Consider the following 19,569-nt stretch of genomic DNA (forward strand, 5'->3'; position numbering starts at 1 on the left):
TCCAGGGCTGAGCAAGGGAGTACAGGAGATGACCGTTCACGATTCGGAGGCGGCCGGGATGGTTCGCCGGACCGGTCGAGCGGGGGTCGCCTGATGGCTCGGTCCCACGACACTGAGGTGCTGGTCGTCGGGGGCGGCCTGACCGGGTTGTCCTGCGCGCTGTTCCTGGCTCATCACGGCGTGCGGTGCACCCTCGTGGAGCGCCACCCCGACCTGCTGAGCCATCCCAGGCAGCGCAGTCTGGTCCCACGTCTCATGGAGATCTACCGGCAGGTCGGACTGCAATCCCGCATCCATGAGAGTCGGGTGGATTTCGCCAGTTCTGCCGAGTACGTGGCCATCCGCGCGGAAACGCTGGCCAGTGCTCGGCACCTCCCCGTGGATCAGCAGGACGACGCAGCGCGAACCGCCGCCTTCAGCCCTTGCACGGGCACGCCCATCGACCAGAACCGGGTGGAATCCCTGCTGCGGATCCGCGCGCGTGAGCTTGGCGCGCGGATCCGGTTCGGCACCGAGTTCCTCGGCCTTTCCCAGCATGACGGTGGGGTGGAGGCGCGGCTGCGCGATCTCGACGGCATCGAGCATCGGCTCCTCGCCCGGTACGTCGTCGCGGCCGACGGCGCGCGCAGCCCGCTCCGGTGCGGGCTCGGCATACCGATGGAAGGGCCTGTTGACTTCTTCCGTCTGCTGACGCTGATGGTCGACGCGGACCTCCGGCCCGCGCTGGACGGCCGTACCGTGCACATGGCCTTCCTCGAACGACCCCGGCCGAGGACGTACCTGATGGCGCTGGACCGGAGCGGTCAGCACTGGGTTTTCGGCACCACGGACGATCCGGATGGTGCCGAGCCGGATGAGGACGAATGCGTCGAACTGGTGCGTGCCGCGGCCGGCCTGCCGACGGTGCAGGTGGTGCTCCGGCCGCAGATACCCGGCACCGCCAAGACCGTCTTGCGGTTCGAGGTCGGCGCGGCCGTGGCGGCCTCCTACCGGAAGGGGCAGGTGTTCCTGATCGGCGACGCGGCGCATCTGATGCCGCCGACCGGGGGATTCGGCGGTGTCGTGGGCGTGGAGGACGCGCACAACCTGGCCTGGAAGCTGGCCGCTGTCGTGCACGGTCACGCCGGGGAGGGATTGCTCGACACGTACGAGGATGAGCGCCGCCCAGTCGCGACGTTCGCCCTGCGGCAGGCGGTCGCGCGATACCGGTCCCGCTTCGCTCCCGGGCCAGGCGAGTACGGCCTCGCACAACTCTCCATGGCCGATGAGAAGTTGGTGGACCGCTCGACCGTGATGATGGGACACCGGTACCGGTCGACAGCGGTGGTCGGCAGCGTGAACGATGCGACCGCGCCGGTGGAGGTCGCCGGCCTGTGCGGAGATCCCGGCACCAGGGCTCCTCATCTCCCACTCCTCGGCTCCCTCGAGCGGTCCACGATCGACCTGTACGGCGGGCGCTTCGTCCTCCTGGCCGGCCCTGACGGCCAGGACTGGGTGACGGCGGCAGGCAAGATGCCGCTGCCGGTGACCACCCGGCGATTCGGCATCGACCTGGCTGCGGACGGCACACCCGCGACCGTCCGGCACGGCATCGGAGCAGGCGGTGCCGTGCTGGTGCGACCGGACGGGTTCGTGGCCTGGCGAAGCACCGGACCGGCCGCGAACCCTGCCGCGGAACTGCTCGCCGCATTCACCGCCATCCTCTCCGCGGAACCCGCGAAGTGAGCCGCGATCTGGAGTGCGCCCCCGGCCGACACGATCGAGCCGAGCGCACTGTACGCGCCGGGCACGCGCGCATCCCGCGGTGAGGAGCGTGGTAGCCACGACGTCGGCTCTGGGCAGGGCCTGCCCGCCGTCCCGGGGCCCGAGCGCGACCTGGCGCCGCCGCCCGCGCCGCTGGTGCGCAGCGTCGGCGACATCGCCGGATTGCGGCCCAAGCGCCGCCGCGGCGACGACGGTGAGGTGCCCGAGACGGACGTCCTGCGCGTGGACGCGCTGGATTTGGCGACCTGGCGGGCGGCGGCGGGCTGGCCGCAGGCGCAAGAGCCGGCCGAGACCCGGCGCACCTACCTGGCCGCGTTGTCCGGCTTCCTGGCCTGGCCGGCCGACCGTCAGCGCGAGGCCAACCCGCCCGGTCTGCTGCAGGTGACCGAGGACCACCTGATGGCCTACAAGGACGACGCCGGAAACGGCTGGCGAGCTTCACGACACGTGCTGGTTGGTTTAGATCGCGTAGCAGAGCCGGCCAGCGGCTGTCCCCTGGATGGCCTAGACAGGTGCGTCGTGTGTGGTGGTGGCTCCTGGCCTGCCATGATCGGTACGTGTCTGGTACGTGATCATGGGCACATGCTTGCCATCGGCGCCATCGGGTGGCACATCCCGGAACGCAGAAGGACCTGCGTTTCCGCAGGTCCTTGCCCATCTTGCGATGTAGATCGTGCGTGCCCCCTGTAGGATTCGAACCTACGCACCCGGCTCCGGAGGCCGGTGCTCTATCCCCTGAGCTAAGGGGGCCCAACGAATGACAAGGCTACCAGCATCGGGACACCACTCCGTACCGGATAACGCTCCACGAACACATCCCGTGAAAGCCACCCGTGACGCCCCCACCACAGGTTAACTTTGCGCCCGTGGGTGATGTTCTTGGCAAAGTACTGGTCGTGGACGATGACGAGGTCATCCGTCAGCTCATCGCGGTGAACCTCAACCTGGAGGGGTTCGAGGTCGCGACCGCCACCGATGGGCAGGATTGTCTCGACCGCGTGCTCGACGTCATGCCCGATGTCATCACGCTGGATGTGATGATGCCGTTCATGGATGGTTGGGCGACGGCGCAGAGGTTGCGTACGGAGGAGGCGACCAGCCACATCAAGGTCGTGCTGATCACCGCGCGGGCGCAGGACGACGACAGGAGGCGGGGGCTGGGGATCGGGGTCGACGCCTATCTGACCAAGCCGTTCGATCCGGCGGAGCTCATCCAGGTCGTGCGGGACCTGGCGGCCGATGCGGAGAGCGGCGACCACTAGGGCTGTGCGGCGAGCGGTCGAACGTCAGGTGCGGGTGGAGGTGCGGGGATGGCGGGGGATGAGCGGATCGCGCGGGCCGGGCGCCACTACGAGCAGGCGGTTTTCGGCGGTGATGCGGGCGCGCTGGACATCGCCGATCGGGAGCTGGACGGGGTAGAGGCCGATCTCGCGCTGGCCAGAGGCCGGATCGCGCACGCGCGGTTCCTCGACGGGCAAGGGGAGGACGGGCGGGAGCTGGCGCTGTTCGAGCGGGCGGTCGAGCTCTACGGGCTGCTCGGGGATGTGCGGGGTCAGGGAGAAGCGCTGTTCTGGGTGGGGATCTTCCACCAGGTCGTCCGGCATGATCAGGAGACTGCGGTGCCGGTTCTCGAGCGGGCCCAAGAACTCGCGACCCAGGCCGGGGACAGGCTGACCCTCTCGTACGTCCTGCGCCACCTGGGCATCGCCGACCACGTCGCCGGGCGGCTGGAGGCGGCGCGCGAGCGGCTGGAGGAGTCCGTACGGCTCCGCCGCGAGATCGGCTTCCTGCCCGGCGTGGCGGCCAACCTGGTGGGCCTGGCCTACATCGCCGCGGGCGGCGGGCGGCGCGACGACGCGATCAGGTTGCTCGATGAAGCCCGCGCCGTCGCCGAGGCCGGCGACGCCAAGGGTGTCATGCGTTCGATCAAGGAAGCGTACGGGCAGCTGTAGCCGTACGCTGGCGGCAACGCTCTCTTTTCGAAGGGTTGAAACGTGCGCAGCTCGATTTTCGGCAACCTCGACGCCCAGCCGCTACCCCCCGGGTTCGCGCTGGAGAACCACAAGATGCTCCGGGTGCAACTGCCCCACGAGGTGCTCGCCAAGCAGGGCTCGATGGTGGCCTTCCAAGGCCGCATGGACTTCGACTACGAGGGCTCCGGGGGCCTCGGCAAGCTGCTCAAGAAGGCGATGACGGGGGAGGGCGCCTCGCTGATGCGGGTCCGCGGCGAAGGGCTGCTCTTCCTCGCCGACAACGCCGACGACATTCACCTGTTCTACCTGGAGAACGAAGGGCTCACCGTCAACGGGCGCAACCTGCTGGCCTTCCAGCCCCAGCTCACCTGGGACATCCAGCGGGTCCAGGGCGCCGGAGTGGCGGCGGGCGGGCTGTTCAACACCACGGTCACCGGGACGGGCTGGGTGGCGGTGACCACGCACGGCACGCCGGTGCTGCTGGACGTGGCCCGCATGCCGACGTTCGCCGACGGCCAGTCGGCGGTCTGCTGGAGCACGGGGCTCCAGGTCGGCGTCAATCGGACGATGAAGGTCGGGGCGTTGATCGGGCGGGGGAGCGGGGAGGCCATGCAGCTGGCGTTCAGGGGGCAGGGGTTCGTGCTGGTGCAGGCCAGTGAGGGCGCGCCCATAGTGGCCAACTCCGGAAAATCCTAGGAGCACGTCGGCGTCGGTGCCGTGTTGGCGCCGTTCCAGGAGGCCAGGAAGCCGAACGTGGCCGACGCCCCCGGCGCCAGGGAGCCGTTCCAGCCCACGTTGCGTACGGTCACCTCAGCCCCGTTCGCACTCAGCGTGCCGTTCCAGAGCTGGCTGATCTGTTGCCCGTCCGCGAACGTCCACCGCACCGTCCACCCGCTCATCGTCGTCGTGCCGGTGTTCTTGACCGTGACCTCGCCCTGGAAGCCGCCCTGCCACTGCCCGGCGTTCTTGTACGTGGCCACACATCCGCCGATCACCGTAGGCGTGACGGTCGGGGACGGCGTGACGCCGGCCAGGGCGTCCACCAGAGCCGGGTACCACTTGTCGGAGATCTTCTGATCGCCCGAGGCGTTCGGGTGCACCCCGTCGTAGGTGTCCGCGCTCGTGCTGAACCCCGTCCACTGGTCCACCACCGTGATCGGCGACTGCTGGGTGGAGGTGGCGGCGGCCCAGGAGGGGATGGCGTTGTTGAAGTTCACGGCGCGCTGGGCGCAGTCGGGGCAGGAGGACGGGTTCATCGGGATGATCTTGGCGACGAGGATCTTCATGTTGGGGTTGCTGGCCCGCATCTGGTTCACCAGCGTCGTGAACGCGCTCAGGATCGTCGCCGGCGCGATGTTGCTCCACACGTCGTTCGTGCCGAAGTGCATGATGACGATGTCGGGCCTGGTCGCGGCGAGCCAGCCGGGCAACTGGTTCTGGCTGGCCACGTTCGTGGCTAAGAAGCCGCCGTGTCCCTCGTTGTCGCCGTCGTGCGCGACCGAGCAGCCCTGCGGCGGGAGGGTGCCGACGAAGTCGATGTTGGTGTAGCCGCTGTTCTGCAGCTTGTTCCAGAGCAGGGCCCGCCAGCAGCCGGGGGATCCGGTGATCGAGTCGCCCAGGGGCATGATCCTCGTGGCGGCGGCGCTGGCCGGCGTGGCCGTCAGGAACATCACCACGGCCGCCAGGGCCAGCATCGCCGCCAGCACGGCGCTGATCTTCCGCATCGTCCGCTCTCCCGTCGTCGCCTGGCGCAGATCGTAGGATCGCGGGCGACAGGCGGGAAAGCATCGGGCCGCGGCGGCGTACGCGACCTGCGCAGACGCATGTAACTTTCAGTGCCGCACCACGGCGAGCGGGCAGGGTGAGTGGTGGAGGAGGGCCTGGCTGATCGACCCCATGATCATCCCGGCCAGCTGCCCGTGCCCCCGCGACCCGACCGCCAGCAGGTCCGCACCCCTCGCCGCCTCCTTGAGCACCTCCACGGGATGGCCATGGACGACCTCCGCCACGACCTCCACCCCCGGATGCCGGAGCTGGTGCCCGGCCAGCAGCTCCTGCAGGGACCGCAGCGCGTCCTGCTCGCTGTCCTCGTCGGCGGGCTCGAACCCGGTCGGCTGGGGCCAGGCCCACGCGTGTACGGCCCGCAGCCGCGTACCGCGCAGTTCGGCCTCGGCGAAGGCCCACTCGAGCGCCCGCCCGCCGGTCGGCGAGCCGTCGGCCCCGACCACCACCTCCCCGCGCGGCGACCTGGGCAGCTCGTGGACCAGCACGACGTCCGTACGGGCGTGCGCGGCAACCCCGTGTGCGACGGACCCGACCAGCAGCCCGCGTACGCCGCCGATCCCGCGACTGCCGACCACCAGCAGCTCGGCCCCCTCGGCGGCGTTGATCAGCGCGGTACGGGGATCACCGGGCAGCAACTCGGTGGTCACGCTGACGTCCGGGTGCTCCCGGCGGGCGCGGTCCTCGGCCGCGGCGAGCACCGTGGTGGCGCCTTCGCGCATCCACCGGGCGACGTCGGCGTACCGGGCGCTGCCGGACTCGTCATGCACCCACTTCGGCACGGCATGTGCCACGGTCAGCGGCGCCCTGCGCAACGCGGCCTCGTCGGCGGCCCATGCGGCCGCCTCCAGCCCGGTACGCGAGCCGTCCACCCCAACGATGATCACGACTTGGGCCTCTCACTTTCACGTGAACACGTAGCACTCCACCTCGGCGCGCCGGAACGGCAGCCCTTGCTTCGCGGAGTCCTCGGCGCACTTGCGCTCGGCCCTGCTGAGCTTCAGCGTGCCGCACACAGAGACGCCGGAGTATGTCCGGCAGTCGAGCGACGTGTCCGCCTCGCCGATGCGGTAGGTCGCCTTGACCTCCGCGCGGCATTCCGCTCGCGCCTTACTCGTGTCGGCGTAGCGGCATTGGGCGATCAGGGTTCGGTACTGCTCCTCACTCACCTCGTGCTGGTCGAAGCCATCTCGAGCGGTGGTCCCCCCGAACGCGGTCACCACCACGAGTCCTGCGACAGCGGCGATCTTGTTCATGTTCCCCCTGATGAAGTCCGTACCGCTGACAGCGATCGACAAACCTGGCGGCGCGCCGCCAGCACGTTCAGCCAAGTGCGACCGGTGGTCCTCAGGTCGTGTTCGAGGACCTGGAGACCGGCCGATTCCAGCGTCGCCAGCAGCGCGTCCGGGTCGCGGTGAGTGAACCAGCGGGACTGCTCGAAGCCGTACGACCTCGGCTCCCATCCCTCACCATCGCCCGCCGAGGTCGACATCCCGAGCACGCCTCCCGGTCGCAGCGCCGCCGACCAGGCGCGCAGGGTCGGCTCGGTCTCGGCGGTGGGCACGTGCAGGAGCGCCGCCACCGACCACAAGCCCGTCAGCGAGCCGGGGGCGAGCGGCGGGCGGCGCAGGTCGCCCAGCACGGCGGGCACCCCGCGGGCGGTGGCGAGCCTGGCCATCTCGATCGACCGGTCGACCCCGACGACCTCCAGCTCTCGCGCACGGAACCACGCCCCGTCGCGTCCCGGGCCGCACCCCAGGTCGGCCACCTTGGCCCCGTCGGGAAGCGCGTCCGCGAACCGCTGGCGAAACGCCAGGAATTCGGCGTCCGGCTGGTCGTTGCGCTCAGCGTAAACCGGTGCGATGCGGTCATAGCTGGCGGTGGTCCGCGACGTGGGATCGTCCATCGCCTGATCTTGCCATGTTTGGCGCGCGTCCAGGCGTGGGTACGATCATCGCCGTCCAACGCGGGAGCCCGGTGTGGACCGGGCTGAGAGGACGGCTGACAGCCGCCGACCGCCAGAACCTGCACCGGATAATGCCGGCGAAGGGAGTTTGCGCGATGAGTGGTGCGCCGGAGCTCGGTTTTTCCAAGATCTACCTCGGTGACCTCCGTGTGCCCATGCGGCAGGTGCGTCTGTCGGACGGTTCGGCGGTGACGCTGTACGACACGTCGGGCCCGTACACCGATCCCGCCGTCGAGACCGACGTCAGGCGAGGGCTGCCGCGCCTGCGCGAGCAGTGGGTACGCGAGCGCCGCGCGGCCGGCGAGCCTGTCACCCAGGTCGCCTGCGCCAAGAAAGGCCTGGTCACGAAGGAGATGGAGTTCGTGGCGGCACGCGAGGGGCTGACCCCCGGGTTCGTCCGCCAGGAGGTCGCGGCCGGCCGGGCCATCATCCCCGCCAACGTCAACCACCCCGAGTCCGAACCGATGATCATCGGCCGCAACTTCCTCGTGAAGATCAACGCCAACATCGGCAACTCCGCCGTGACGTCCTCCATCGAGGAGGAGGTCGAGAAGATGACCTGGGCCACCCGGTGGGGCGCGGACACCATCATGGACCTGTCCACCGGCCCCGACATCCATGAGACCCGCGAGTGGATCATCCGCAACTCGCCCGTCCCGGTCGGGACCGTACCTATTTACCAGGCGTTGGAGAAGGCCAAGGGGCGGCCGGAGGCGCTGTCGTGGGAGGTTTACCGCGACACCCTGATCGAGCAGTGCGAGCAGGGCGTCGACTACGTGACCGTGCACGCGGGGGTGCGGCTGGCGTACGTGCCGCTGACCGCCCGCCGCAAGACCGGGATCGTCTCGCGCGGCGGCTCGATCATGGCCGCCTGGTGCCTGGCGCACCATCGCGAGAGCTTCCTGTACGAGCACTTCGACGAGATGTGCGAGATCCTGGCCCGCTACGACGTGTCGTTCTCGCTCGGCGACGGGCTGCGGCCCGGCTCGATCGCGGACGCCAACGACGAGGCCCAGTTCGCCGAGCTGCGCACGCTTGGGGAGCTGACCGCCATCGCCCGGGCCCATGACGTCCAGGTGATGATCGAGGGGCCGGGGCACGTGCCCATGCACAAGATCAAGGAGAACGTCGACCTGCAGCGCGAGCTGTGCGACGACGCCCCCTTCTACACCCTGGGGCCGTTGGTGACCGACATCGCGCCCGGCTACGACCACATCACCTCGGGCATCGGGGCCGCCATGATCGGCTGGTACGGCACCGCCATGCTCTGCTACGTCACCCCCAAAGAGCACCTCGGCCTGCCGAACAAGGACGACGTCAAGACGGGCGTGATCACGTACAAGATCGCCGCCCACGCGGCGGACCTGGCCAAGGGGCATCCGCAGGCGCAGGCGTGGGACGACGCGCTGTCGGACGCGCGCTTCGAGTTCCGCTGGGAGGACCAGTTCGACCTGGCGCTCGACCCCGACACGGCGCGCGCCTTCCACGACGAGACCCTCCCCGCCGCACCCGCCAAGACCGCGCACTTCTGCTCGATGTGCGGCCCGAAGTTCTGCTCCATGCGGATCAGCCACGACATCCGCGAAGCCGGCATGGCGCAGAAGGCCGCCGAGTTCCGGCAGCTCGGCGGCACCATCTACGTCGACTAGCCCGGCAACGTCTCGCCGCCGATCGGGGCCAGCACCTCGCCCGTGTAGTACGACGACAGCCGCTCCGCGGCGAAGAACACGTACGACGGGGCGATCTCGTCCGGATCGGCGGGTCGCCCCATCGGCACGTGACCTCCGAACTTCGCCACCTTCTCCTCCGGCATCGTGGCCGGGATCAGCGGTGTCCACACCGGCCCCGGCGCCACGGCGTTGACCCTGATGCCCCGCTCCACCAGGTTCTGCGCCATGGAGTAGGTGAAGGCGTTGATCGCGCCCTTGGTGGCGGCGTAGTCGATGAGGGACTTGTTGCCGCGCAGGCCGTTGATCGAGGAGGTGTTGATGATGGCGGCGCCCTCCCGCAGGTGGGGGAGCGCCGCCTTGGTGACGCGGTAGTAGCTGTGGATGTTGACCGCGAACGTGTGCTCCCACTGCTCGTCCGACAGTTCCTCCAGCCCGTCGACCGGCGCCTGGTAGGCCACGTTGTTGACGAGGACGTCGAGCCCGCCCAGCTCGGACACCGCCTGCTCGACCACCGCGCCGCAGTGGGCGCGGTCGCTCAGGTCGCCGGGCAGCAGCACGCAGCGCCGCCCGGTCGCCTCGACGAGCTTGCCGGTGTGGGCGGCGTCCTCGTGCTCGGTCAGGTACGCGATCGCGACATCCGCGCCCTCTTTGGCGAAGGCCACCGCGACCGCCCTGCCGATCCCCGAGTCGCCCCCGGTGATCAGCGCCTTCTTGTCCTTCAGCAGGCTGCTGCCCTCGTAGTCGCGCATCTCGTCGCGCGGCTCGGGCGCCATCTCACCCGAGTGGCCGGGGTACGGCTGGCTCTGAGGTGGTCTCGTTTCCGGCATGCCCAGCGGTCTGCCCTTGCCGGCGTAGGCCTAACGTCAGTCGGTCCGTTCAGGGGGAGGTCTCCCGCATCCGGCGCACGCGCAGGCTGAGGGCGATCAGCGTGATCCCGGCCAGGATGGCGTAGATGCCGATGATCAGCGCGACCGTCAGCGCCCCGGTCGCCGGCCAGACCAGCACGAGCACGCCGAACAGCACCGACAGCGCTCCCGAAAGGATGTGCAGCCACTCGCCCTGGATCTCCTTGCGCATCCTGACCGCCGCGATGATCTCCGAGACGCCGGTCACCAGCGCCCAGATCCCGACCAGCAACGTGATCGTCAACACCGTCAGCCCGGGCCAGACCACGGCCATGATCCCGAACAGCAGGCCGGCGACCGCCAGCAGGATCAGCGGCGCCCGCTGCGCCTTGGCTGCGCGGGTGGCGGCGACGGCGGCGAGCGCGCCGTCGACGATCGCGTACGCGCCGAACACGATGGCCAGCACCAGCAGCGTGATGGCCGGCCACAGTAGGGCCATGATCCCGAAGATCACGGCGGCCACGCCACGCAGCGTGAGCACCCACCAGTGGCCCACGTAGTCATCGATCACGATCGTGCTCCTTCCGGGACACCGCCTGCCGGCGGCGGACACGATCGGTTACTTACCGTAATAGAGCCGGCCTAACGCTCCGGGAGCCCCGCCGCGGAGACCCCGTCCAGCCAGGCGGCGATGGTCGTGACGAACCGGTCGGCGTCGTCGAGCCATGGATTGTGGCTCGCTCCCTGCTGAACGACGAGGTCGGCGTTCGGGAAGAGCCCGGCGACCTCGGCCACCGCACTGGGAACGCTGTTCAGGTCCACCTCCCCGGCGAGGACCAGCACCGGCGCTTCGAACGCCGCCAGCGCGGCACGGGTGGCATCGGGGTCGAAGGCGCCGTCGGCGGCGTACGCGGCCGCGGCTTCCCGGTTCTTCTGCGGGCCATCGCCGGCCTCATAAGCCCGCGCCGCCGCGTCCCATCGGCCGTGGAAGAACGGCGCGATGGCCTCCGGGTCGGCGCCCTTGCCCGACACGATGGCGTCGAGGGCCGCGGACGCCTTCGGGTACCACGGCTCGCCACTACGCAGGCGCGCGATCTCGAGCCGGGCTTCCCCGGTGACATGGATGCCGACGGCATAGGTGCTCGGAGCGACCAGGACGAGCTTGCTGACGCGTTCGGGGCAGCGGGTCGCGTACAGCACCGCGAGGTTCGTGCCGCCGGAGTGCGAGAGCACGTCCATCCGGTCGAGCCCCAGGTGGACGCGCAGGGCTTCGACGTCGTCCACCTGGCGGTCGCAGCGGTAGGTGGCGGCATCCTCGGGTATCGCCGACTGGCCGGTGCCGCGCAGGTCCAGCATGATCAGCCGCCGGTGCGCGGACAGGCCGCCGAGCTCGCCGAGGTAGGCGGAGGCGCGCATCGGCCCACCCGGCAGGCAGATCAGCGGCTCTCCCCGGCCGAATTCGTGGTAGGCCAGCTCGGTCCCGTCATACGCGGAGAAGGTCGGCATGCTGGAGATCGTGTCAGCAGGGCCGCGGCCGGAACAACTGGAATAACGCGCACGGACCTCTCACCGTCCGTCCGCGCGTCTGACGGCCGACAGCACGCACGGACCTTCCCATAGTCCGTCCGCGCGTCTGACGGCCGAGTCAGGCGAGGCTCAGGAGGCCGGCGTCGACGACCCGGCGGCCGAAGGGGCGGGCCAGTTCGGCCAGGCGGGCGCACCCGTCCTCGCCCAGCGCCCCGTACGCCGGCATGGCCAGGGTGTCCGTGCGGTCCTCGATGTGCCGGCGCAGTGCCGTGCCCTCCGGCGTAAGGGCGAGGGAGTCGCCGTGCAGGAGGCCGCGGTCGCGGAGGCGGGCCTCCGCGGCGGCCCATTCCTCCTCGGGCCAGGCGCGGCTGATCTTGAGGAAGGCCGTGGGGACCTCGCCGCCGGCCGCGTGCAGCACCAGGGCCTCGAGGCCGCCGATGCCTTCCGCGAGCAGCGTCGCCACGTGGCCGTCGCCTCTGAACTCGCGAAGCAGGGTTTGAGCATGCCACAGCCGCGGGAGCGGGTCGTCGGGCCAGGCGAGTGCGGCGTGGGCGGCGAAGAGGGGACGGCCCTGGGGGTGGTCACAGGCCGCCTCGGCGGCACGGCGGGCCAGGGCCAGCGTCTCGTCGAAATGGGGGAGGTCGTGGATCCCCGCCCTGATCAGCGCTTCGGTGACGGCCTCCAGGCGGGCCTGCAGGATCTGCTCCGGGGTGACCACGTCCCAGGCGGTGGGAAGGGACTGGCGTACGAGAGCGGGGGAGAAGTTGTAGAACGTGGCAATGACCAGGTCGGCGGAGGCGCGGCCGAAGGCGGCGCTGCGCGAGGTGAAATATCCGGACATGCCGGTAAGTCCTAGCTCGGCGTAGCGTCTCGAGGCCTCGGGGACGAAGTAGATCATGCCGTGTAACGGCTCCAGACGGCGCCAGGCCCGGCGGGCCGCCGCCGATGCCGCCTTCATCGCCCCTCCGTCAGGGAGTCGACGAAGCGCGACATTCCGGCCAGCCATCGGTCGGGTTCCTCGGCCTTGCGGCGGACGAACTCCGCCACCTCGGGGTGCGGGAAGATGTGGAAGCGCTCGGCTTCCAGGCCCTCGACGACCGTGGCCGCCACGTCGGCGGGGTCGAGGACGGGGCCGGAGGCGCCCACCGCGCGGGCGGTCAGGTGGTCATGTTCCAGACCGCGCTCGAACATCGCCGTCCGCACGCCCTGCGGGCACAGCACGCTGACCTTGATCCCCTTCGAGGCGTAGTGGATGGCCAGCCACTCGGCGAACGCGATCGCCGCCGCCTTCGTCACCGCGTACGGCGCGTCGCCGGGGCAGCTCACCAGGCCGGCGGCCGAGCAGGTGTTCAGGAAGTAGCCGCCGCCGCGGGCGATCATGGCCGGCACGGCGGCGCGGGCGGCGTACACGTGGGCCAGGACGTTGACCGCGTACAGGCTGCTCCACTCCTGGTCGGTGGCGTCGAGGCCGTGGCCGGTGATGATGCCGGCGTTGGAGCAGAACAGGTCGACCGGGCCGAAGGGCGTCTCCACGAGCGCGGCCACGTCCTGCTCCGACGTCACGTCCACCCGTACCGCCCGGGCGCGGTCGCCGATCTCCTTGGCCACCGCGGCCGCCCCCGCCTCGTCCAGGTCGGCGACGACCACCCCGGCCGCGCCCTCCGCGGCGAACCTGAGCGCCATCGCCCTGCCGATTCCACCGGCCGCGCCCGTGACGACGACGACCTTGTCCCGTACCCGCATATGACACTCCTCCTGAACCGACCGGCCGGTATCAGAACATGATTCTACTGCGCCTCCACCAGAGCAGATGAGAGATTTCTCATCTCGGCCTCAGCGTGGTCTCCTCGGAAGGCGTCAGGGTCAAGGGCATGAAGCGTGGGGTGATGGTGGTGCTGCTTGTCGTGGGTGTGGCGGCGGCCGGGGTCATGTCGATGGGGCTGGTGCGGGCGGCCGATCGGGGGCCCGATCTGGGCGGGCCCGTCGTGGTCTCGCCGTCACCCGTCCAGGAGAAGTCCGGCTCGCCTGTGCAGGGCTCCCCGGAGCCGGCTCCGTCGGTGAACGACGAAGTTGGGCAGAGCGCGGGAGAGCCCGCGCCCGAGAACACCGCCCGGCCCACGCCGCGCAAGACGAAGGCCGAGCCGGTCAAGCCGCCATCCCCCCGGCCTGGGGGCGATGGAAATGACGACGACGATGATGATGGGGACGGCGACGATGACTGATCAGGATGCCGCATGCGGGTGAGCGCCCGCGCCCGGATCGTGGGCTGGATGCTCGCCGTCGTCGGCCTCGCCTTGTCAGTCTCGATCTTCGTGACCTGGACCAGCCTGAACACCCGGCTCGTCGACCGGGTGAATCTCGAGCTCAGCAACGAGGCGAGGAAGCTGCGGCTGTACGCGGACACCGCGATCGATCCGCGGACCAGAAGCCGGGTCACCGACGTCGAGGAGCTGCTCACCGGCTACCTGCAGATCAACGCGCCCGACCGATGGGAGACCTTCTTCACCATCGTCGATGGCGTGGCCCACAAGAGAACCGCGATCGAGCCGCCGGTCCGCCTCGACACCGACGACGACTTCGTCGCGCGGCTGGCCAGAGCCACCAGCCCGGACAACGGCGAGATCGAGAGCGGCAAGGGCACCGTCCAGTACGCGGTCATCCCGGTCACGGTGCACCAGGACCCGCGGCGGGGCCACTTGGTCGTGGCGATCTTCTACGAGTTCCACCGCGACGAGATCGTGGACGCGGTGCGGGTGCTCGGGCTGTCCGCGCTCGCGGCGACGGCGCTGGCCGGGGCGGCCGGGTGGTTCGTGGCCGGGCGGGTGCTCGCGCCGGTCCGGCTGGTCAGCCGGACCGCCGAGCAGATCAGCGACTCCTCCGACCTGACCCGCAGGCTCGACGTGCCCGGCGACGACGACGTGGCCGCGCTCGCGGGGACGTTCAATCACATGCTCGACCGGCTGGAGCGGGCCTTCGTCGCGCAGCGCAACTTCCTGGACGACGCCGGGCACGAACTGCGTACGCCGATCACCGTGATCCGCGGCCACCTGGAGCTCATGAGCGACGACCCGGCCGACCGCGCCGAGACACTGGCCCTGGTCACCGACGAGCTCGGCCGGATGAACCGCATCGTCGACGACCTGCTCACCCTCGCCAAGGCCGAGCAGCCGGGGTTCCTCGCGCTGGACGACGTCGAGCTGGCCGATCTCACGGTCAGCGTCGTGGCCAAGAGCCGGGCCCTCGGCGAACGACGCTGGCGGGTGGACGAGGTGGCCGAGGCCCGCCTGGCGGCCGACCGGCAGCGGCTCACGCAGGCGCTCATGCAGCTCGTGGCCAACGCCGTACGCCACACGAAGGACGGCGACCTGATCGCTGTGGGCTCCGCGGTCCGCGACGGGCACGTCGAGCTGTGGGTACGCGACAGCGGTCCCGGGGTGGCGCCGGCCGACCGCGAACGGATCTTCGGGCGCTTCATGCGCGGCGCGGGCCGTACCGGCGCCCATGACGGGGCCGGCCTGGGGCTGGCCATCGTCAGATCCATCGCCGAGGCCCATGGAGGCCGGGTGTGGGTGACCGAGGCTCCGGGTGGCGGGGCCTGTTTCGTCATGACCCTTCCGGTGCGGGGAATCATGGAGGTTCTGTGAACCGCATTCTGATCGCTGAGGACGAGGCCAGGATCGCCTCCTTCGTGGAGAAAGGGCTGCGGGCCAACGGCTTCGTGACCGCCGTGGTGAGCGATGGGGTCGCGGCGCACGACCTCGCCTGCGCGGGCGGGTTCGACCTGCTCATCCTGGACATCGGGCTGCCGTTGAGCGACGGCTTCACGGTGCTGCGGCGGCTGCGCGAGTCCAAGGTGACCATGCCGGTGATCATCCTGACCGCGCGGGACAGCGTGAGCGACACCGTGGCGGGGCTGGAGGGCGGGGCGGACGACTACATCCCCAAGCCGTTCGCGTTCGAGGAGCTCCTGGCCCGGGTCCGGTTGCGGCTGCGGGCCGACCGGACGCCCGAGGTGACCGTGCTGCGGGTGTTGGATCTGTCGCTGGATCTGCGTACCAGGCGGGCTTATGTGGGGGATCGGGCGGTGGACCTGTCCACCAGGGAGTTCGCGCTGGCGGAGATCTTCTGCCGCCATCCCGACCAGGTGCTGACCCGTGAGCAGCTGCTCAGCCACGTGTGGGGGTTCGACTTCGACCCCGGATCGAACGTCGTGGACGTCTACGTCCGCTACCTGCGGCGCAAGATCGGCGCGGATCGGATCGAGACGGTCCGGGGGACCGGATACCGCATGAGAGCGGCCTAATCATCGCCTCACGGGTGCTTCACCGCGCGCCTTCAGGCTGTTCATCGACAGGACAACTGAAGGGAGTGGATCGTGGTCACCGGACTGGCGATGGACCTTGTGGCGATCGTACTGCTGGCCTATGGCCTCTACTATCGGCGGCACCACCGGCGCGACCTGCTGTTCGCCTACGTCGCGCTGAACGTGGGGATCTTCGCCGTGGTGTCGCTCCTGCTGGTGCAGCGGGTGGACATCGCGGTCGGATTCGGGTTGTTCGGGGTGCTGTCCATCATCCGGCTGCGGTCCAGCGAGATCACCCAGCAGGAGATCGCCTATTACTTCGTCGCGATCGCGCTCGGGCTGGTCAACGGGCTCGCGGGGGCCATGCCACTGACCGCGTTCGCGCTCGACGCGGTGTTGCTGCTGGTGATGTACATCGCCGACCATTCCGGGCTGCTCGGCCGCACCCGGCATCAGGTGGTGACGCTGGACGTCGTGTACGCGGACCAGGACCTGCTGCGGGCCGATCTGGAGAGCCGGCTGCGGGCGCGGGTGCTGCAGTGCGTGGTCACGCAGGTCGACTACGTGCGCGACGTGACCGTGGTGGATGTGCGGTACGTCGTCCCGAACGCGGCCCGGACGGGGGTGCGGTGATGACGGACGCCGACGTGGTGCTCGCCGGGATCGCGGCGGGGATGCCGCCGATCGGGCTGGAGAATGTTCCTGAGCTGATGAGCCGGATGGACTCCAAGTACATCGTGACGGCCTCGACCATGGTCCGCCTCGCCGCCGAGCTGGGCGACCGGTTCGCCGTGCTGCGGATCGGGGGGCGGAGCCAGTTCCGCTACACCTCGACGTACTTCGACACGCCTGACCTGCTCACCTTCCGGCAGCACCGGCAGGAGCGGCGGCGCCGGTTCAAGCTGCGTACCCGTACCTATCTGGATGGGGGCGGCCGGTGGCTGGAGCTCAAGCTCAACGGGGCGCGGGGGAGCACGGACAAGCATCGCATCCCGTATGACGACGCGCCCGCGCAGGCGCTGACCAGGGAGGCGATGGACTTCGTGAGCGACACGCTGCTCGGCGAGCTGCGATTGCCGGTGCCGGAGCCGCTGGGGCCGGTGCTGTCCACCGACTACCGGCGGGTCACGCTCGTCGACCGGACGGGGGCGGCCCGGCTCACCTGCGACACCGGGCTGATCTGCCGCGACGGGCGGCGCGAGGTGCCCGCTCGCCGGGACCTGGTCCTGCTGGAGTCGAAGTCGGCGGAGGGCAAGGCCGTGGTCGATCGGGTGCTGCGGAGGATGGGGGTGCGGCCGGTGACCGTGAGCAAATACTGCGTAGCGGTCGCCGCTCTCCGCGACTGCCCGGCCAACCGGTGGCATCCGGTGCTGCAGCGGTATCTCCGCCGGGGCGGGGGTCACACGGCGACGACGACCTTGCCCCTGGCGTGCCCCTCTTCGAGGTAGCGGATCGCCTCGGGGCTCTCCTCCAACCGGTACGTGCGGTCGATGACAGGTTTGATCTTGCCTTCCTGGAGGAGGTCGCGCAGGACGGCGAGGTCGGCCCTGTCCGCCCGCGCCAGGAAGTTGACCAGCCGCTGGCGTACGAACAGGGACAGCATCCGCGCCCCGGCGTTCCGCCACATGGGGCCGACCCAGCGATCACCCGAACCGAAGTTCTCGACGAGAGTCCCGCGGGGCGTGAGGGCGCGCCTGCAGGCGGCCAGCGAACGGTTGCCCACGTTGTCGAGGATGAGGTCGTAGCGGCGGTCCTCGCGGGCGAAGTCCTCCTTGGTGTAGTCGAGGACGTGGTCGGCGCCGATCGAGCGGACCATCTCCACGTTCCCGGTGCTGCACACGCCCGTCACCTCGGCGCCCAGCGCCTTGGCGAGCTGCACCGCGAACGTCCCCACGCCGCCGGCCGCGCCGTTGATGAGAACCTTCTGCCCGGGCCGGATCCGCCCCGCGCGACGAAGCCCTTGTAAGGCGGTCATCCCCGCCACCGGTACGGAGGCCGCCTCCTCGAACGTCAGGTTGTCCGGTTTCCTCAGCATCGGCCCGTCGTGGGGGACACGGACGTACTCGGCCAGCGTCCCCTCGCCCCCCTCGAACGGGCCGTAGTACCCGAACACCTCGTCCCCTGCCGCGAACTCGGTGACGTTCCCGCCCACCGCCTCGACCTGTCCGGCCAGGTCGGTGCCCAGCCCGTTGACCTTGGGCCGGGACAGCCCGGACACCGCGCGCATGGCGTACGGCATGCCACGTATGTAGTGCCAGTCCAGCGGGTTGACGGAGACCGCCCGTACGCGGACCAGCACGTCGTTATCGCCGATGGCCGGCCTGGCGAGGTCCTGGACTTCGAGCACGTCGGGCGAGCCGTAGGAGGAGTATCGAATGGCTTTCATGGTGTTGATATGCCTTCCATGCGTAAGAATCTTCTTACACGTGGCACGCTAGCATTAACCCAATGGGTGGGCAATGGGCTGGAACTCAGGTCACAGAGGCAGGCCGCCGGTGGCGGCGTTGGTGGAGCCGGTGGCGCGGTAGGCCTCGATCGTGCGTTCGGCGATGCGCATCTGGTGGATCTCGTCGGCCCCGTCCGCGAAGCGGGCCCAGCGGGCGTGCTGGAACATGCTCGCCAGCGGCGTGTCCGTCGAATAGCCCAGGGCCCCGTGCACCTGGATCGCCCGGTCCACGATCCGGTTCAGGCTGCCGGCCACGAAGTGCTTGGCCATCGACACCTCGGTGCGGAAGTCCTCACCCTTGTCGATCTTCGAGGCCGCGTGCAGGACCATCAGCTTGCACTGGTAGAGCTCCATGGCAGAGTCGGCGATCAGCCACTGGATCCCCTGCTTGTCGGCCAGCAGCGAGCCGTGGCTGTAGCGGTTGAGCGCGCGGTCGACCATCATGTCCAGCGCCGTCTCCGCCTGCGAGATCCATCGCATGCAGTGGGCCAGCCGGGCCGGGCCGAGGCGGTGCTGGCCCAGGCGGTGGCCGTTGCCCCGCCCGCCGAGGATCTGGTCGTCGGGCACGCGCAGGTCCTCGATGAGGATCTCGCTGTGGCCGGTCGAGCCGTGCATCGTCGCGATCTCGCGTACGTCGTTCCAGCCCGCGCTGGGCAGGTCCACGAGGAAGGCGGTGGTGGCGCCCCGCGAGCCCTCCGGAACGTCGGGCTCCGTGCGGGCGATGAGGATGGCGAAGTTGGCGCGGCGGGCATTGGAGATGAACCATTTGTGGCCGTTGATCAGCCACTCGTCGCCGTCGCGCACGGCGGTGGTCCGGATCAGGGTGGGGTCCGACCCGGCGACTTCGGGCTCGGTCATCGCGAAGCAGGACATCTGGCGACCGTCCAGGAGGGGCCGGAGGTATTTCTCCTTCTGCTCGTCCGTCCCCCAGTGCAGGAGCGTGTGCATGTTGCCCTCGTCGGGGGCCATGCAGTTGAGCACCCACGGGCCGAGGCGGGTCTTGGCCGCCTCCGCCTGCACCATGGCCAGCTCCACGTGGCCCAGCCCCATGCCGCCCCACTCCTTCGGCATGTGGGGCAGCCACAGGCCCTCGGCCTTCGCCTGGGAGCGGAGCTGGAAGATCGTACGGAGGTGGTCGTCGCGCTCCTTCTCCTCCTCCATGGCGGGGACGACGACGCCCTGGATGAAGGCGCGGACTCGCCTGCGGATCTCCTCGTGCTCGGGAGCGAGCGTGAAATCGATGGCCATACGTGACACCGTGTCACGGCCCGCGGAGCGGGGTGAAGGCCCAGG

General features: G+C 69.9%; 22 protein-coding genes, 1 tRNA gene and 1 riboswitch. Of the genes, 11 read left to right on the forward strand and 12 right to left on the reverse strand.

Annotation, left to right across the window (positions count from 1 at the left end; translation table 11 throughout):
* The first annotated feature begins 93 nt into the window (after positions 1 to 93).
* Together ACTMTI_RS09535 and ACTMTI_RS09540 are read left to right on the forward strand one after the other, a co-directional pair.
* On the forward strand, positions 94 to 1,725 hold the full coding sequence (locus ACTMTI_RS09535) for an FAD-dependent oxidoreductase (protein WP_441119640.1): 1,632 nt from the start codon (positions 94 to 96) through the stop codon (positions 1,723 to 1,725).
* 174 nt (positions 1,726 to 1,899) lie between these two features.
* Entirely contained in the window at positions 1,900 to 2,454 is a 555-nt protein-coding gene (locus ACTMTI_RS09540; RefSeq protein WP_441119642.1) for a hypothetical protein, read from the forward strand.
* Here ACTMTI_RS09540 and ACTMTI_RS09545 read toward each other — a convergent pair.
* Positions 2,443 to 2,514: transfer RNA gene (locus ACTMTI_RS09545), tRNA-Arg, on the reverse strand. The genes ACTMTI_RS09540 and ACTMTI_RS09545 overlap by 12 nt on opposite strands.
* Positions 2,515 to 2,630: 116 nt before the next feature.
* Here ACTMTI_RS09545 and ACTMTI_RS09550 point away from each other — a divergent pair.
* The 3 genes from ACTMTI_RS09550 to ACTMTI_RS09560 are packed head-to-tail and all read left to right on the forward strand — an operon-like array spanning position 2,631 to position 4,433.
* Positions 2,631 to 3,026, forward strand: a complete 396-nt coding sequence (locus ACTMTI_RS09550; protein WP_441119644.1) for a response regulator transcription factor — start codon at positions 2,631 to 2,633, stop codon at positions 3,024 to 3,026.
* 48 nt (positions 3,027 to 3,074) lie between these two features.
* The gene (locus tag ACTMTI_RS09555) at positions 3,075 to 3,716 is read left to right on the forward strand and encodes a tetratricopeptide repeat protein (RefSeq protein ID WP_441119646.1); all 642 of its coding nucleotides are present in this window, start codon (positions 3,075 to 3,077) and stop codon (positions 3,714 to 3,716) included.
* 42 nt (positions 3,717 to 3,758) lie between these two features.
* Entirely contained in the window at positions 3,759 to 4,433 is a 675-nt protein-coding gene (locus tag ACTMTI_RS09560; protein WP_441119648.1) for an AIM24 family protein, read from the forward strand.
* Here ACTMTI_RS09560 and ACTMTI_RS09565 read toward each other — a convergent pair.
* The 4 genes from ACTMTI_RS09565 to ACTMTI_RS09580 all read right to left on the reverse strand — a co-directional run bounded on the left by ACTMTI_RS09565 (position 4,430) and on the right by ACTMTI_RS09580 (position 7,425).
* Complete coding sequence (locus ACTMTI_RS09565) at positions 4,430 to 5,461, reverse strand: cellulose binding domain-containing protein (protein WP_441119650.1); 1,032 nt, start codon at positions 5,459 to 5,461, stop codon at positions 4,430 to 4,432. The two genes, ACTMTI_RS09560 and ACTMTI_RS09565, sit on opposite strands and share 4 nt — an antisense overlap.
* Positions 5,462 to 5,569: 108 nt before the next feature.
* Positions 5,570 to 6,406: a universal stress protein gene (locus ACTMTI_RS09570; protein ID WP_441119652.1), complete on the reverse strand. Its 837-nt coding sequence runs from the start codon at positions 6,404 to 6,406 to the stop codon at positions 5,570 to 5,572.
* 18 nt (positions 6,407 to 6,424) lie between these two features.
* Positions 6,425 to 6,775, reverse strand: a complete 351-nt coding sequence (locus ACTMTI_RS09575; RefSeq protein WP_441119654.1) for a hypothetical protein — start codon at positions 6,773 to 6,775, stop codon at positions 6,425 to 6,427.
* Entirely contained in the window at positions 6,772 to 7,425 is a 654-nt protein-coding gene (locus ACTMTI_RS09580; protein ID WP_441119656.1) for a class I SAM-dependent methyltransferase, read from the reverse strand. Before ACTMTI_RS09580 ends, ACTMTI_RS09575 begins: the two co-directional genes overlap by 4 nt.
* A 50-nt stretch (positions 7,426 to 7,475) precedes the next feature.
* Positions 7,476 to 7,588, forward strand: a riboswitch (TPP riboswitch).
* Between ACTMTI_RS09580 and thiC the strand changes: the two genes are divergently transcribed.
* Complete coding sequence (thiC, locus tag ACTMTI_RS09585; protein WP_441119658.1) at positions 7,581 to 9,134, forward strand: phosphomethylpyrimidine synthase ThiC; 1,554 nt, start codon at positions 7,581 to 7,583, stop codon at positions 9,132 to 9,134. It overlaps the preceding riboswitch by 8 nt.
* Here thiC and ACTMTI_RS09590 read toward each other — a convergent pair.
* From ACTMTI_RS09590 to ACTMTI_RS09610, 5 genes are all read right to left on the reverse strand, one after another.
* Positions 9,131 to 9,982 carry an SDR family oxidoreductase gene (locus tag ACTMTI_RS09590; RefSeq protein WP_441119660.1) on the reverse strand — a complete coding sequence of 284 codons (852 nt, stop codon included), beginning with the start codon at positions 9,980 to 9,982 and terminating at the stop codon, positions 9,131 to 9,133. The genes thiC and ACTMTI_RS09590 overlap by 4 nt on opposite strands.
* A 49-nt stretch (positions 9,983 to 10,031) precedes the next feature.
* Positions 10,032 to 10,571: an HdeD family acid-resistance protein gene (locus ACTMTI_RS09595; protein WP_441119661.1), complete on the reverse strand. Its 540-nt coding sequence runs from the start codon at positions 10,569 to 10,571 to the stop codon at positions 10,032 to 10,034.
* Positions 10,572 to 10,642: 71 nt separating this feature from the next.
* Entirely contained in the window at positions 10,643 to 11,506 is an 864-nt protein-coding gene (locus ACTMTI_RS09600) for an alpha/beta fold hydrolase (protein ID WP_441119663.1), read from the reverse strand.
* 139 nt (positions 11,507 to 11,645) lie between these two features.
* Positions 11,646 to 12,485, reverse strand: a complete 840-nt coding sequence (locus ACTMTI_RS09605; protein ID WP_441119665.1) for an SCO6745 family protein — start codon at positions 12,483 to 12,485, stop codon at positions 11,646 to 11,648.
* A complete protein-coding gene (locus ACTMTI_RS09610; protein ID WP_441119667.1) occupies positions 12,482 to 13,270 on the reverse strand; it encodes an SDR family oxidoreductase in 789 nt (262 codons plus the stop codon). Before ACTMTI_RS09610 ends, ACTMTI_RS09605 begins: the two co-directional genes overlap by 4 nt.
* Before the next feature lie 128 nt (positions 13,271 to 13,398).
* Between ACTMTI_RS09610 and ACTMTI_RS09615 the strand changes: the two genes are divergently transcribed.
* The 5 genes from ACTMTI_RS09615 to ACTMTI_RS09635 all read left to right on the forward strand — a co-directional run bounded on the left by ACTMTI_RS09615 (position 13,399) and on the right by ACTMTI_RS09635 (position 17,278).
* The gene (locus ACTMTI_RS09615) at positions 13,399 to 13,749 is read left to right on the forward strand and encodes a hypothetical protein (RefSeq protein ID WP_441119669.1); all 351 of its coding nucleotides are present in this window, start codon (positions 13,399 to 13,401) and stop codon (positions 13,747 to 13,749) included.
* Positions 13,750 to 13,761: 12 nt separating this feature from the next.
* A complete protein-coding gene (locus ACTMTI_RS09620; protein ID WP_441119670.1) occupies positions 13,762 to 15,171 on the forward strand; it encodes a sensor histidine kinase in 1,410 nt (469 codons plus the stop codon).
* Positions 15,168 to 15,830 (forward strand): response regulator transcription factor, encoded by a 663-nt coding sequence (locus ACTMTI_RS09625; RefSeq protein WP_441119672.1) that lies wholly within the window; start codon positions 15,168 to 15,170, stop codon positions 15,828 to 15,830. Before ACTMTI_RS09620 ends, ACTMTI_RS09625 begins: the two co-directional genes overlap by 4 nt.
* A gap of 90 nt (positions 15,831 to 15,920) precedes the next feature.
* Positions 15,921 to 16,463 carry a DUF4956 domain-containing protein gene (locus ACTMTI_RS09630; RefSeq protein WP_441120278.1) on the forward strand — a complete coding sequence of 181 codons (543 nt, stop codon included), beginning with the start codon at positions 15,921 to 15,923 and terminating at the stop codon, positions 16,461 to 16,463.
* Positions 16,463 to 17,278 carry a polyphosphate polymerase domain-containing protein gene (locus ACTMTI_RS09635; RefSeq protein WP_441119673.1) on the forward strand — a complete coding sequence of 272 codons (816 nt, stop codon included), beginning with the start codon at positions 16,463 to 16,465 and terminating at the stop codon, positions 17,276 to 17,278. Before ACTMTI_RS09630 ends, ACTMTI_RS09635 begins: the two co-directional genes overlap by 1 nt.
* Here ACTMTI_RS09635 and ACTMTI_RS09640 read toward each other — a convergent pair.
* The gene (locus tag ACTMTI_RS09640; RefSeq protein WP_441119675.1) at positions 17,230 to 18,216 is read right to left on the reverse strand and encodes an NAD(P)-dependent alcohol dehydrogenase; all 987 of its coding nucleotides are present in this window, start codon (positions 18,214 to 18,216) and stop codon (positions 17,230 to 17,232) included. The two genes, ACTMTI_RS09635 and ACTMTI_RS09640, sit on opposite strands and share 49 nt — an antisense overlap.
* A 90-nt stretch (positions 18,217 to 18,306) precedes the next feature.
* Entirely contained in the window at positions 18,307 to 19,524 is a 1,218-nt protein-coding gene (locus ACTMTI_RS09645) for an acyl-CoA dehydrogenase family protein (RefSeq protein ID WP_441119676.1), read from the reverse strand.
* Positions 19,525 to 19,569 lie beyond the last annotated feature (45 nt).

It is taken from the genome of Nonomuraea sp. H19, from assembly GCF_052068215.1.
Lineage (GTDB): Bacteria > Actinomycetota > Actinomycetes > Streptosporangiales > Streptosporangiaceae > Nonomuraea.